11 protein-coding genes and 1 tRNA gene are annotated in these 13,073 nt (G+C 70.1%); 8 read left to right on the forward strand and 4 right to left on the reverse strand.

Going from position 1 to position 13,073, the window contains the following annotated elements:
* The first annotated feature begins 76 nt into the window (after positions 1-76).
* A complete protein-coding gene (locus ACFW9O_RS10595; RefSeq protein ID WP_384607334.1) occupies positions 77-922 on the forward strand; it encodes a siderophore-interacting protein in 846 nt (281 codons plus the stop codon).
* A gap of 91 nt (positions 923-1,013) precedes the next feature.
* On the opposite strand, the gene ACFW9O_RS10600 is transcribed toward ACFW9O_RS10595, so the two are convergent.
* The gene (locus ACFW9O_RS10600) at positions 1,014-2,627 is read right to left on the reverse strand and encodes a beta-N-acetylhexosaminidase (RefSeq protein WP_384607335.1); all 1,614 of its coding nucleotides are present in this window, start codon (positions 2,625-2,627) and stop codon (positions 1,014-1,016) included.
* A 133-nt stretch (positions 2,628-2,760) separates the two neighbouring features.
* On the opposite strand from ACFW9O_RS10600, the gene ACFW9O_RS10605 reads away from it, so the two are divergent.
* The 3 genes from ACFW9O_RS10605 (at position 2,761) to glmS (ending at position 5,878) form a co-directional block, all read left to right on the forward strand.
* Positions 2,761-3,627 carry a DUF4429 domain-containing protein gene (locus ACFW9O_RS10605; protein ID WP_384607338.1) on the forward strand — a complete coding sequence of 289 codons (867 nt, stop codon included), beginning with the start codon at positions 2,761-2,763 and terminating at the stop codon, positions 3,625-3,627.
* A gap of 87 nt (positions 3,628-3,714) precedes the next feature.
* Positions 3,715-3,990: a hypothetical protein gene (locus ACFW9O_RS10610; RefSeq protein ID WP_329210835.1), complete on the forward strand. Its 276-nt coding sequence runs from the start codon at positions 3,715-3,717 to the stop codon at positions 3,988-3,990.
* A 58-nt stretch (positions 3,991-4,048) separates the two neighbouring features.
* Positions 4,049-5,878, forward strand: a complete 1,830-nt coding sequence (glmS, locus tag ACFW9O_RS10615; protein ID WP_351176114.1) for a glutamine--fructose-6-phosphate transaminase (isomerizing) — start codon at positions 4,049-4,051, stop codon at positions 5,876-5,878.
* Positions 5,879-6,014: 136 nt separating this feature from the next.
* On the opposite strand, the gene ACFW9O_RS10620 is transcribed toward glmS, so the two are convergent.
* Positions 6,015-6,587: an acetate uptake transporter gene (locus ACFW9O_RS10620; protein WP_384607341.1), complete on the reverse strand. Its 573-nt coding sequence runs from the start codon at positions 6,585-6,587 to the stop codon at positions 6,015-6,017.
* Between the two features lie 192 nt (positions 6,588-6,779).
* The gene (locus ACFW9O_RS10625; RefSeq protein WP_351176111.1) at positions 6,780-7,301 is read right to left on the reverse strand and encodes a universal stress protein; all 522 of its coding nucleotides are present in this window, start codon (positions 7,299-7,301) and stop codon (positions 6,780-6,782) included.
* A gap of 831 nt (positions 7,302-8,132) precedes the next feature.
* Here ACFW9O_RS10625 and ACFW9O_RS10630 point away from each other — a divergent pair.
* The 4 genes from ACFW9O_RS10630 (at position 8,133) to ACFW9O_RS10645 (ending at position 11,566) form a co-directional block, all read left to right on the forward strand.
* Complete coding sequence (locus tag ACFW9O_RS10630) at positions 8,133-9,365, forward strand: helix-turn-helix domain-containing protein (RefSeq protein ID WP_351176109.1); 1,233 nt, start codon at positions 8,133-8,135, stop codon at positions 9,363-9,365.
* Between the two features lie 9 nt (positions 9,366-9,374).
* Positions 9,375-9,980, forward strand: coding sequence for an oligoribonuclease (gene orn, locus ACFW9O_RS10635; protein WP_351176107.1), 606 nt, complete (start codon positions 9,375-9,377; stop codon positions 9,978-9,980).
* A gap of 123 nt (positions 9,981-10,103) precedes the next feature.
* Positions 10,104-10,176, forward strand: a tRNA-His gene (locus ACFW9O_RS10640).
* 241 nt (positions 10,177-10,417) lie between these two features.
* Positions 10,418-11,566 carry a winged helix DNA-binding domain-containing protein gene (locus ACFW9O_RS10645; protein WP_384607345.1) on the forward strand — a complete coding sequence of 383 codons (1,149 nt, stop codon included), beginning with the start codon at positions 10,418-10,420 and terminating at the stop codon, positions 11,564-11,566.
* Here the strand turns inward: ACFW9O_RS10645 and ACFW9O_RS10650 are convergent.
* Entirely contained in the window at positions 11,456-13,060 is a 1,605-nt protein-coding gene (locus ACFW9O_RS10650; protein WP_384607348.1) for a sugar efflux transporter, read from the reverse strand. The two genes, ACFW9O_RS10645 and ACFW9O_RS10650, sit on opposite strands and share 111 nt — an antisense overlap.
* Positions 13,061-13,073: the final 13 nt, after the last annotated feature.

Genomic DNA, 13,073 nt, shown 5'->3' on the forward strand with positions numbered 1-13,073 from the left:
CGGCCCGGAGCGAGTCGCTCCGGGCCGGGCCGTCGCCGTTGTCGCCCCGGTCCCGGTTCCTGGGAGGAGCCCTCGCATGACTGCCGCCGCACCCGTCGAACCCTTCCGGTTCTTCGGCCTGACGGTCCTCGGGACCCGTCGGCTGAGCCCTTCCATGTGCCGGGTCACCTTCGGCGGCCCGGGGCTCGACGGCTTCGCCGCCGGGGGCCGGGACCAGAGCCTCTCGCTGTTCCTGCCGCACCCGGGCCAGAGCGAGCCCCTCGTGCCCGTCGACGGGAACGGCGAGTGGTTCAGCGCGTGGCGGGCGCTCCCCGAGGACGTGCGGGCGGTGATGCGCTCGTACACGGTGCGGGCGCAGCGCCGCACCGAGGACGGTTCCACCGAGGTCGACATCGACTTCGCGCTGCACGAGGACGGCGGGCCCGCCTGCCGCTGGGCGGCCGCGGCCGCGCCGGGGCAGCTGCTCAAGGCGCTCGGACCGGCCGTCGAGGACAACACCGCGGTCCGCTTCCGGCCGCCGCAGGACACCGACTGGGTGCTGATCTGGGCCGACGAGACGGCCCTGCCCGCCGCGTCGGCCGCGTTGGAGTGGCTGCCTGCCGGGACGAAGGCCAGGGTCTGGCTGGAGATCCCGCACGCCCAGGACCGTCAGGCGCTCCGCACGGCGGCCGATGCCCGTATCAGCTGGCTCGTGCGGGCCGAGGGCGCGCCCTCGGCCGTGGAGGCCGTGCGCGCCGCCAAGCTGCCCGAGGGCACCCCGTACGTCTGGATCGCGGGCGAGTCCTCCGGTGTCCGGGCCCTGCGCCGCCATCTCGTGCAGGAACGGCGGTTCGACCGCAAGCGGGTGACGTTCGTCGGGTACTGGCGGCGCGGACTGAGCGAGGAACAGCTGAGGGAACAGGCGGCTTCCCAGGACGCGTAGTGCCTGTCGGTTTCCGCGGCACGGGTTCCTGACCCCCGTGTCCCGGGCTGCCCGGGCGGTCGGACCGCCCGGGCAGCCCGGGGCGGCTACCTCACTCCGTGCGCCAGGGGACCTGCGGCGACCGGTAGAAGTCGATCCCCAGCGCCGACAGCCGCGGCCCCTGCGCCGCGAGGCGCACCTTGTAGGTGTCCCAGTCGTGCGTGGCCGCGGGCGACCATCCCAGTTCGGCGACCCCCGGAAGCCGCGGGAACGCCATCTGCTCGATGTCCGCGCTGTCGGTCAGGGTCTCGGTCCAGATCGGTGCCTCCACCCCGAGCACGGCCTCCTCGGGGACGCCCTCCAGATAGGCCGCCGGGTTCCAGTCGTAGGACCGCTGGACCTCGACGTAGCCCGCCCAGGCCAGGCCGAGCTTCGTGTCCTTGGTGTACTTCATGTCCAGGTACGTACGGTCGGCCGGGGACAGCACCAGCTTCGTGCCGTTCTTCGCGGCGTCCACCACCTGTTGGCGTTCGGCCGCGCCCGTCCGGTCGTAGCCCCAGTACTGGGCGACGGCGCCCTTCACGGGGACCGCCCCGGTCAGCTGGTGCCAGCCGACGACGGTCTTGCCGTACCTGGCGACGACGGCCTGCGCCTTCTCCATGAACGCCACGTAGTCCTCATGGCTCGTGGAGTGCGCCTCGTCGCCGCCGATGTGGAGGTACCGGCCGGGCGTGAGAGCGGCCAGTTCGCGGATGACGTCGTCCACGAAGTCGTACGTCACCGCCTTGGGCACGCACAGCGAGCTGAAGCCGACCGAGGTTCCCGTGTAGAGCGGCGGGGCGACGCCGTCGCAGTTCAGCTCGGCGTAGGAGGCGAGTGCCGCGTTCGTGTGGCCGGGCAGATCGATCTCGGGGACGACCTCCAGGTAGCGGGAGGCCGCGTACCGGAGGATCTCCCTGTAGTCGCTCTTGGTGTAGTGGCCGCCGGGGCCGCCCCCGACCTCGGTGGAACCGCCGTACTCGGCGAGCCGGGGCCAGGAGTCGATGGCTATGCGCCAGCCCTGGTCGTCGGAGAGGTGCAGGTGCAGTTTGTTGATCTTGTAGAGGGCGAGCTGGTCGATGTACCGCTTCACCTCGGCGACCGAGAAGAAGTGCCGTGAGACATCGAGCATCGCGCTCCGGTACGCGTAGCGCGGGGAGTCCGTGAGCGTGCCGCCCGCGATCTCCCAGGGCCCCTTCTGCGGGCTGTCCTCCTCCACGGCTGCCGGGAGCAGCTGGCGCAGTGTCTGGACGCCGTGGAAGAGCCCTGCGGGGGCGCGTGCGGTGATGGTGACGGAGCCGCGGGAGGACTTCAGGCGGTAGCCCTCGGCGCCCAGGGCGCTGTCCCTGGAGCCGAGTTCGAGCCGTATGCCGTCGTGCCCGGCCCGTTCGGTGACCGGCAGCGCGTACCCGGTGGAGGGCCGCAGCGCGTCCGCGAGGTACTCACCGATGCGCCGGGCCTCGCGGGAGGTGCCGTCGACCCGTATGCGCGTGCCCGCCGTGATGGCGTACGCGGGTCCTCCCGGCTTCACCGACACCGGGGCGGGGACGATCTCGCCGAGCGGCCGGGGTGACGCGGCGGGCGCCGGGCCGGCGTCGGCCGGGGCCGCCGAGATGCTGGAGACGCCTGCCGCCACGACGAGCAGCAGCGAGCCGAACAAGCGGTGGATCGTTCTGTGTTGTCTCACAAGCCGGTCCCTTTCGACGGGTTCACACCTGTGGATCTCCTGAGCAACCGAACGGTCACCATGCGTACCGCGCGTCACACAGACCGTCAAGGACTAGACCACTTCTCGTCGTACGGCTGGCAGAATCGGCGGCATGGCGGAAATCATCCAGCGCGACGGCACCTGGACGTTCGACGGGGACACGGTGCGCGTCGTGCCCGGCAGCAAGGTGCATCCGGTCCGGCAGGACCTGGGCGAACTCGCCATCCCCGTGCAGGCGTTGGCGGGGATATCGTTCGAGCCCGACCGGAAGGGCGGCCGGCTTCGACTGCGCCTGCGCACCGGTGCGTGCCCGGTGCTGCGGGCTGCGGACGGCAGGCTCAAGGACGCCTCCGACCCCTATCAGCTCGCGGTGGAGAAGGACCGCACGGGCGTCGCGGAGTACTTCGTCGACGAGGTGCGCAACGCCCTGGTCATCGAGCAGGTGCCCGATACGCCCGCGGAGGGCTTCCTGCTGCCGGGCCCCTCACTGCCGGTCTCCGGTGGCGGCGGGGACGGCACCGCATCCTTCGACGGGGAGACGGTGCGCCTCACCTGGAACTGGAAGGCCGCGGAGTCGAAGACCTCGGGCGGCTCGGTCACGTTCCCGGTGTCGGAGGTGACGGGCGTGCGCTGGCTGCCGGCGATCGGCCTGGAGAACGGGTACCTGCGCTTCGAGAGGGGCCCGGGCGGCTCCTCGGCGCCACCCAAGTTCGACCCCTACTCGCTGGAGCTGTGGGGGCTGTCCAGGAAGGAGTACTCGGCCGTCCTGGTCGCCGCGGCCGTCCTGACGCGGCTGCCCCGCACCGGGACGGCGCCGGAGCTGCGCGCAGCGGACCGCGCGAAGGCCGCGGTCCCGCCCGCCGACGATCACGACGTACTCCTGCGCAGACTGCGCGAGCTCGGCGAGCTGCATCAGGCGGGGATCCTCACCGATGACGAGTTCAGCACCGCAAAGCAAGCGGTTCTGAGACGCCTCTGACCCGGCCGCCGACGTATTCCTGTGTGACCCTGCCCGATATCGGGCAGATTTCTTGCACATTACGGCCTGGGCAAGCAATATCGACGGGTGCTCGAACGCCGCCCGTCGCATGACGACCTCATCGACCACCTCGTACGCTCCACCGCGCTCCAGCGCGGCGAGGCCGCCAGGGTGATCCTCGACGTGCTGGCGTACTTCGACGAGACGACCGAGGACTACGTCCGCCGCCGCCACCGCGAACTGCAGTCCGGCGGCCTGGTGAACACGGACATCTTCGAGCGGATCGCGGCCGAGCTGCCCCACCGGGCGGTGGCGCCGCAGGAGCTCTCGCTCCGCCAGCTGCGCCGCATCGTCTACGGCTGAGCCGGACGGGCAGGGCCGGGCACACACTTTTGTACGTCGATGGAGGGGCAGAGACTCTATGTGCGGGATCGTCGGTTATATCGGAAAGCGTGACGTGGCTCCGCTGCTGCTGGAAGGCCTGCAGCGGCTGGAGTACCGGGGGTACGACTCGGCGGGCATCGTCATCACGGGCAAGGCCGCGGCGGGCAAGCCCGGCACCCTGAGGATGGTCAAGGCCAAGGGCCGGGTCCGCGAGCTGGAGGCCCGCGTACCCAAGCGGTTCGCCGGCACCACCGGTATCGCGCACACCCGCTGGGCCACCCACGGCGCCCCGAGCGACGAGAACGCGCACCCCCACCTGGACGCGGAGAACAAGGTCGCCGTCGTCCACAACGGCATCATCGACAACGCCTCCGAGATCCGCGCGAAGCTCGTCGCCGACGGCGTCGTCTTCCTCTCCGAGACCGACACCGAGGTCCTGGTCCACCTGATCGCCAGGGCGCAGGCCTCCACCCTCGAGGAGAAGGTCCGCGAGGCGCTGAAGTCCGTCGAGGGCACGTACGGCATCGCCGTGATGCACGCCGACTTCAACGACCGCATCGTCGTCGCCCGCAACGGCTCCCCCGTCGTGCTCGGCATCGGCGAGAAGGAGATGTTCGTCGCCTCGGACGTCGCCGCGCTCGTCGCCCACACCCGCCAGATCGTCACCCTGGACGACGGCGAGATGGCCACCCTCAAGGCCGACGACTTCCGTACGTACACGACGGAGGGCTCGACCACGACGGCGACGCCCACCACCGTGGAGTGGGAGGCCGAGTCGTACGACATGGGCGGCCACGACACGTACATGCACAAGGAGATCTCCGAGCAGGCCGACGCCGTGGACCGCGTGCTGCGCGGCCGGATCGACGACCGCTTCTCCACCGTGCACCTGGGCGGCCTGAACCTGGACGCCCGCGAGGCCCGCGGGGTCCGCCGGATCAAGATCCTGGGCTGTGGCACCTCGTACCACGCGGGCATGATCGGCGCCGGCCTCATCGAGGAGCTGGCCCGCATCCCCGCGGACGCCGAGCCCGCCTCCGAGTTCCGCTACCGCAACCCCGTCGTGGACCCCGACACGCTGTACGTCGCCGTCTCGCAGTCCGGTGAGACCTACGACGTGCTGGCCGCCGTCCAGGAGCTCAAGCGCAAGGGCGCACGCGTCCTCGGTGTGGTGAACGTCGTCGGTTCGGCGATCGCCCGCGAGGCCGACGGCGGCATGTACGTCCACGCGGGCCCGGAGGTCTGCGTCGTCTCCACCAAGTGCTTCACCAACACCGTCGTCGCCTTCGCGCTGCTCGCCCTGCACCTGGGCCGCATCCGCGACCTGTCGGTCTCCGACGGCAAGCGGATCATCGAGGGCCTGCGCAAGCTGCCCGAGCAGATCGGTCAGATCCTCGAGTCCGAGGAAGAGATCAAGAAGCTTGCCGAGGAGTACGCGGGCGCCCAGTCGATGATGTTCATCGGCCGTGTGCGGGGCTACCCCGTCGCGCTGGAGGCCTCCCTGAAGCTCAAGGAGATCTCGTACATCCACGCCGAGGCCTACCCCGCCTCGGAGCTGAAGCACGGCCCCCTCGCGCTCATCGAGCCGGCGCTCCCCACCGTCGCGATCGTCCCGGACGACGACCTGCTGGAGAAGAACCGCGCCGCGCTGGAGGAGATCAAGGCCCGCAGCGGCCGGATCCTCGCCGTCGCCCACCGCGAGCAGGAGAAGGCCGACCACACGATCCTCGTCCCGAAGAACGAGAACGAGCTGGACCCGATCCTGATGGGCATCCCGCTGCAGCTGTTCGCGTACCACACGGCGCTGGCCATGGGCCGTGACATCGACAAGCCGCGCAACCTGGCGAAGTCCGTCACCGTCGAGTAGGACGCCGTCGGGCCCGGCTCCCTCCGGGGGAGCCGCCCGTACGCACAGAGCGGCCCCCGCACCACGCCACCGAGGGTGCGGGGGCCGCTCTCTCCCGTTGGGCGGGCGGCACCCGAGACCGCCCCCCGCCCGACTGCTAGCCGGTGGCCGTCACACCCCGGCCTGCAGCGCGCTTGGGTACCGCGGTCGGCCACTTGGCCAGCGCCGCCGTCGCCCCGTACCAGGCGGCGAGCCCGGCCACGGCGGCCACCCAGCCGCCGACCTTACCGAGCCCGTCACTGCCGGCGAACTGCCCGACGCCCAGGAGCAGCAGCCCCAGGAAGAGCAGCCCGTACGTCCCCTGGGTGAGCAGACCTCCACCGGCCGACCCCAGGGTCAGGCTCAGCGCGAAGAGGGCCCACAGCAGCAGGAAGAGTCCTGCCGCGTGGTCCGAGACCGACGAGCCGGCACCGGTGCCCCAGGTGAACCAGAAGGCGCCGAGACCGGCGAAGGCCGTACCGGCGAAGGCGTTGCCCGCGCGGAACTCCAGGAGTCCCGCGACGAACAGCGCGATGCCGCCGACATAGAGCGCGAGCGACACGGCGTCGGCCGCGGTGACACCGTCGATGACTCCGGTGTGACCGATGCCGAACGCCAACAGAGTGAGACCCAGGGCGAGATGGCCGAGGGTGGTGATACTGGCACTTCCCGCAGAGACGTCGTTGTCCACGGCGGGCTCCCTTCAACTGCCGTGCTGCTGCTACCTGATGCAGTACAGATACCCTTCACAAGCGCACAATCCACCTCCGCGCACGAGCGAATTCACCGCGCGCCGAATAAGATTGACGATCAGTCAGGAAGACCTCAGGGGCAGGAGCACCTCAGTTGCCCCAGGGAGCGGAGCAGCGTTCCGGGAAGTGCCTCAGGGGATGACGATGACCGGGCGCTGGGCGCGCCGCGCGAGACGGCCGGCCACCGAGCCGAAGATCCGTCCCACGATGCCGTGCGTGGAGCCGACGACGATCGCGTCGGCCGAGTACTCCCGGCCGACCTCCTCCAGCTCGTGACAGATGTCGCCACCGCGCTCCACGAGCACCCACGGCACCTCGGCGAGGTAGTCCGCGCAGGCCAGCTCGAGCCCGAGGACCTCCGTGCGGTGATCGGGCACATCCACGAAGACGGGCGGCTCGCAGCCTGCCCAGACCGTGGTCGGCAGCCGGTTGGCGACGTGGACGATGATCAGCCCGGAGCCGAGCCTGTTCGCCATGCCGATGGCGTAGGCGAGGGCTCGTTCACTGGAGGTGGAGCCGTCGAAACCGACCACGACCCCGTGCCGGAAGGCCGGATCGCAGGACGGGCGCGACTCGGGGACCGTCTGCGGGTCCGACCGGGGGTCGGCTACCTGCTTGCGGTCTGCGGGTTCAGGGATTTCGTGACCGGCCATCGGTGTCTCGGCGAAGAGAGTCCTCGTGAGGAGGGAGCGGTTCGGAAGTTCGTTTATGGATGAAGCTGTGTCCGGGAATCATCTTCCCAACCCCCTACCCCCAAGGGTACGGCGCCACTCCTCCACCGCCCAGAACCTCGCAAAGCGCTTGCGGCGATGGAGGGAGCATGCCCGAGCCGGCCCCGTATGGCAATGCCGGTTGTGTCGTACATCCAGCTCGCGCGGCGCGGAGGCGCTCCCGCTCCGCGTTCCTTCCACGTTCCTTCGGCCGCGGCGGCCGGATCGCCGCAGACGGCCGGATGCCGCACACACCGCGCCGACCGGGCCGTCACGCCGCGCCACCGGGTGACTCCACCTCGTCCCCGCCCGGGGGCAGAAGGGCCCGCGGAGGCCCCCAGGGCGTACGGAGGCCACTGATGCACGGGGTGGTGCGCCGGTCTCATGACTGGAATCCGCGCACGCAACCACTACTTTTCAGCCAACTTCACATCGCCCTCACTTTCTTGGCGTTTTGGCCGACCAACCCACGTGCCACCAGGCAGGAATAGACCGCGCGGTACGCTTTGACCCTACGGGGACGGGCCATGATCGCTATGCGCACTTCCCTGAGGGGCTCGTGAGTGAAACGCTTCGTGATCGAATGCTTCGCGCCAAGTGGCCTTGTCGACATAGTGCCGGTGGGGAAACGTGTCACGTCGGCACCACGGAACGCAGTAGATTCGATCATGAGTGTCGAGGACTGGGGACGCGTGCGAGACCGAGGGGAAACGTGCAGGAACGACAGGCCCGTAGGGACCAGGGAGACGCGAACACCGAGGGGGGCTTAGCGTCATGAGCCAGGACTCCGCCGCCGCAACGGAGGCCGCACGGAAGCTGACCGGGCGGCGACGCCGGGAAGTTGTAGCCGTACTGCTGTTCAGTGGTGGCCCTATCTTCGAGAGCTCGATCCCGCTCTCCGTCTTCGGAATCGACCGGCAGGACGCGGGCGTTCCGCGCTACCGCCTGCTGGTCTGCGGAGGCGAGGAGGGACCGCTGCGCACCACGGGCGGGCTCGAACTGAGCGCGCCGTACGGCCTGGAGGCGATCAGCAGGGCAGGCACCGTCGTGGTGCCCGCCTGGCGGTCCATCACATCGCCGCCGCCCGCTGAGGCGTTGGACGCGCTGAGGCGCGCCCACGAGGAGGGCGCACGCATCGTCGGACTGTGCACGGGGGCCTTCGTCCTCGCCGCAGCCGGCCTGCTGGACGGCCGCCCGGCCACCACACACTGGATGTACGCACCGACGCTGGCCAAGCGTTATCCGTCGGTGCACGTCGATCCGCGTGAGCTGTTCGTCGACGACGGAGATGTGCTCACCTCCGCCGGAACGGCGGCCGGAATCGATCTATGCCTTCACATAGTCCGTACCGACCATGGCACAGAAGCAGCCGGGGCCCTGGCCCGCCGGCTCGTCGTGCCGCCGCGGCGCAGTGGCGGTCAGGAGCGCTACCTCGACAGGTCTTTACCTGAAGAGATCGGCTCCGACCCGCTCGCCGAGGTCGTGGCCTGGGCACTGGAGCACCTCCACGAGCAGTTCGACGTGGAGACGCTGGCCGCGCGCGCCTATATGAGCAGGCGGACCTTCGACCGCAGGTTCCGTTCGCTCACGGGCAGCGCACCGCTCCAGTGGCTCATCACCCAGCGCGTGCTGCAGGCGCAGCGTCTGCTCGAGACCTCCGACTACTCGGTCGACGAGGTTGCGGGCCGCTGCGGCTTCCGCTCGCCGGTTGCGCTGCGCGGGCACTTCCGCCGCCAGCTCGGCTCCTCCCCCGCCGCGTACCGGGCCGCCTACCGGGCCCGTCGTCCGCAGGGCGGGGCGCTGGAGAGCGTCGCCACGGTGATGGAGACGTCCGTGCCCGCCCAGGGCTCGGCACCGAGCCGGCGGACCGCTGCGGCGGCCTCCTCCGGCCTGTCTCCCGTCACCGCGGCTGCGACCTCCGGCGGTCCTGCGGAGCAGCTGAGACCGGGGCCCGAGTCGTACGTTCCGGGGCGCCCGAACCTGCCGGGGCAGCGGAGTGCCCCGTAGGGTGGGGCCATGAACGATCGCATGGTGTGGATCGACTGCGAGATGACCGGGCTCTCGCTGACGGACGACGCACTCATCGAGGTGGCCGCACTGGTCACCGACTCGGAACTGAACGTGCTCGGCGAAGGGGTCGACATCGTGATCCGCCCGCCGGACGCGGCCCTGGAGACCATGCCCGAGGTGGTGCGGCAGATGCACACCGCCTCGGGCCTCCTCGACGAGCTCGCCGGGGGCACGACCCTGGCCGACGCCGAGGAGCGTGTCCTCGCCTACGTACGCGAACATGTGAAGGAGCCCGGCAAGGCCCCGCTGTGCGGGAATTCTGTCGGCACCGACCGCGGCTTCCTGTCGCGGGACATGCCGTCACTGGAGGGGTACCTCCACTACCGGATCGTCGATGTGTCCTCGGTCAAGGAACTGGCGCGCCGCTGGTACCCGAGGGCGTACTTCAACAGTCCGGAGAAGAACGGCAACCACCGGGCACTGGCGGACATCCGCGATTCGATCACGGAGCTCCGCTACTACCGGGAAGCGGTCTTCGTCCCGCAGCCCGGCCCGGACTCGGCGCACGCCAAGGAGATTGCGGCACGCCACGCACTGCCCGCCGGGCAGTAGGAAAACGCCCCTGGTCACGGGCCCTGCGGGGCCCGTGATCCGGTCCGGAAGAACTCGGGCGCGAGCACCCTCCCGGACCCTGTACACTTTTTCTCGGCCGGTCGGAAACGACCGGACGACATGGTGGGTATAGCTCAGCTGGCAGAGCACCTGGTTGTGGTCCAGGATGTCGCGGGTTCAAGTCCCGTTACTCACCCTGATTGATCAAGGGCCGGTCTGTGAAACAGACCGGCCCTTCTTCATGCCCGGTCCCGCACCGCGTGCCCACGGGCCCGGCCGCCTGCTCACCCGAGGCCCACCTGCGAAGCCACCAGGTCTCCGGCCGGGAGTGACCCTCCGTGCCGGACCGGTCGTTCTCGGCGAGGGCGGGCGGGCGGGGTCACGGTCACCGGTCGGTCCGGGTTCCGCACGGCGTGGCCGAACGGGAGAATCTCCGCATGGTGATCACTGCTCGTGCTCTCAACCGCTCCACGCTCGCCCGGCAGTTGCTGCTCGGCCGGGAACCGCTCGGCGTCGTCGACGCGGTGCGCCGGGTCGTCGCCCTGCAGGCACAGGACCCGGCCTCGCCGTACCTCGCGCTGTGGAACCGGATCGGCGGCTTCGACCCGGCCGGCCTCGACAGCGCCGTGGACGGCTTCCGGACGGTCAGGTCGACGCTGATGCGGATCACCCTGCACATGGTCCACGCGGAGGACTACCGGCCCTTCCGCGAGGCCATGGAGCCGACCCTGCGCGCCTCCAGGCTCGGCTCCCGTTTCACGGCGTCCGGGCTCACGACCGACGACGCCGACGCGCTGGTCCCGGATCTCCTGAAGTACGCCGACCGGCGACGGACCTCCACCGAGATCCGGGGGTGGCTCGATGAACGGGTGGGCGCTCCGATGGAGCCGGTGACCTGGCGTCTGCTGCGGCAGTACGCGCCGCTGTGGCACGCGCCCGTCGGAGGGCCCTGGTCGTTCGGTACCCAGCAGTCGTACATCGCGGCAGCCGGCAAGCAGCCGGTGCTGACCGATCCTGACGCGGCCGCGACGGGTCTGCAGACTCTGATCCGTCGCTACCTGGAGGGCTTCGGACCGGCGTCGGTGGCCGACATGGCGCAGTTCGCGCTGGTTCAGCGGGCCCGGGTCAGGGCCGCGGTGCAAGCGCTGGACGCCGGGCTGGAGAAGCTGGAGGGCCCCGACGGCACGGTGATGTACGACGTCCCCGGTGCGCCGCGGCCGGCCGAGGACACTCCGGCGCCACCCAGACTGATGGCCATGTGGGACAGCATCCTGCTGGCGTACGCAGACCGCGGCCGCGTCGTCCCGCCCGCGTACCGCACACATGTGACGCGCATCAACGGGGACGTGCTGCCCACCCTGCTGGTGGACGGCTACGTCGCCGGAGTCTGGCGTCCCGTGGACGGCGGGATAGAGGCCCTCGCCTTCCACCCCCTCCCCGGCCACGTCTGGCAGGGGCTGGCCGCGGAGGCGGAGTCACTCAGGGCGCTCCTCGCCGACCGCGACCCCAGGGTCTACAGCCGATACGGCCACTGGTGGGCCAAAGGGCTGCCGGCCGCCGAGACCCGCCTGCTCCCCGGCCCCTGAACGGCAGAGGAGAAGCACGAGGGCGAGCACGACGAGGCCGGCGCAGAGCCAGAAGACGTTCCGGTGTCCCACCTGCGCGGTGACCACCCCGGTGACGGTTCCGGCCAGCAGTTGGGCGACGGTGAAGGTGGACGCGTAGAGCGCGGACGCGGTGCCGGCCCCGCCGGGTACCTCCTGCTGCGCCACCACCATCGGGATACTCGTCACCACCGCGATCCACACGGCGTTCGGCAGCTGCAGGGCGATCAGGACCGGTAGGGAGCCGGCCATCGGCAGGAGGCAGAAGAACATGACGGCGACGACCATGGCGGCGGCCACGACACGCATCTTCCCGATGCGGTCGGCCAGTCGGCCCGCCATGATCATCAGAGGAATCTCGAGTACCGCGCAGGTCCCTGCCATCAGCCCGACCGGAGCAGCCGACAGGTGCAGTTCCGTGGTGACGTACAGGGCGATGTCGATCAGGTAGATCTGGTTCGCCACGTTGACCACCGTGACCGATCCGAGCAGCAGCCACGTGCGACGCGGCACGGCGGCACACACGCGGCGCAGCCCGGCAAGGCGGCTGCCCGCACGGTCCCTGGCCGTCGGTCCGGGCGGCGGGGGCAGGGCCGGGAGGAACCAGCGGCCGAGCAGTGCGGTCAGCAGGAGCAGGACCGCGGCGCCCCCGTACACGGGCCCGAAGCCCACCTGTTCCAGCAGAAGGAATCCGACCGGCGGGCCGATTACCCAGCCGGCGGAGAAGATCGACCGCACTGCGGAACTGAACGGAGTCACTTCCCTGCCGGTGGACTCGGCGAACTCCTTGACGTACGCGAACAGCTGGGAAATGTATGCGTCATTCAGGCTGAGGAGCACGGCCCCGGTGGCGAATACCGCCGCGTAGTTCCGGACCCCGACGAAAACCGACGCACCGGCGACCCCGGCCAGTGCGGTCGCGGCGAGTGCGATCCTTCTGTCGGCCAGTCGGTCGGACATCCGTCCTGCGGCCATATTGATGGCGATGGCGGCCACGGCGCAGCCCGTGAAGTACAGGCCGATGAGTTCCGGTCCGACACGAACCGCATCGGCGAGGAACAAGCTGATCGTCGTGCCCAGCACCGCCATGGCCATGGCGTAGCAACCTGCGGCAATGCCCAGCGACACCGTCGCCCGGCCGAGCGTTCGCGACGCGGGTGAACCATCCACCACGTGTGGGCGAGCGAAATGGGCGAACTTCACCATGCTCCCTGGGTAAGTGCGACTCACCAGGGGCATGCGTTCTGCCGCGGGTATTTCTGAGGGGTGTGGTGAACCGTCTCGCGTTTCACCACGGCCGCAAAAGTAGATCGTTCCGGCAAGGAATGGGCAGCGCCTTTCACGCCGTATCTCCGATGGGTGGCCGGTTGTCGCCGTTACCGACGGAATCCTCTTCACCGGGTGGGCGTTCACCGGGTCGCGGAAACCCACGACCCGGTCGTCCACGACCCGGCTGCCCGCGACGCGGTAACGCACGACGTAAATGCTT

This window comes from Streptomyces sp. NPDC059499 (assembly GCF_042749285.1).
In the GTDB taxonomy this organism is placed as follows: domain Bacteria; phylum Actinomycetota; class Actinomycetes; order Streptomycetales; family Streptomycetaceae; genus Streptomyces.

Excerpts from the sequence above, each read along its gene's own strand:
- ACFW9O_RS10595 (WP_384607334.1), top strand. The coding sequence starts at position 77 with ATGACTGCCGCCGCACCCGTCGAACCCTTCCGGTTCTTCGGCCTGACG.
- ACFW9O_RS10605 (WP_384607338.1), top strand. The coding sequence starts at position 2,761 with ATGGCGGAAATCATCCAGCGCGACGGCACCTGGACGTTCGACGGGGAC.
- glmS (WP_351176114.1), top strand. The coding sequence starts at position 4,049 with ATGTGCGGGATCGTCGGTTATATCGGAAAGCGTGACGTGGCTCCGCTG.
- ACFW9O_RS10625 (WP_351176111.1), bottom strand. The coding sequence starts at position 7,301 with ATGGCCGGTCACGAAATCCCTGAACCCGCAGACCGCAAGCAGGTAGCC.
- ACFW9O_RS10630 (WP_351176109.1), top strand. The coding sequence starts at position 8,133 with ATGAGCCAGGACTCCGCCGCCGCAACGGAGGCCGCACGGAAGCTGACC.
- orn (WP_351176107.1), top strand. The coding sequence starts at position 9,375 with ATGAACGATCGCATGGTGTGGATCGACTGCGAGATGACCGGGCTCTCG.
- ACFW9O_RS10645 (WP_384607345.1), top strand. The coding sequence starts at position 10,418 with ATGGTGATCACTGCTCGTGCTCTCAACCGCTCCACGCTCGCCCGGCAG.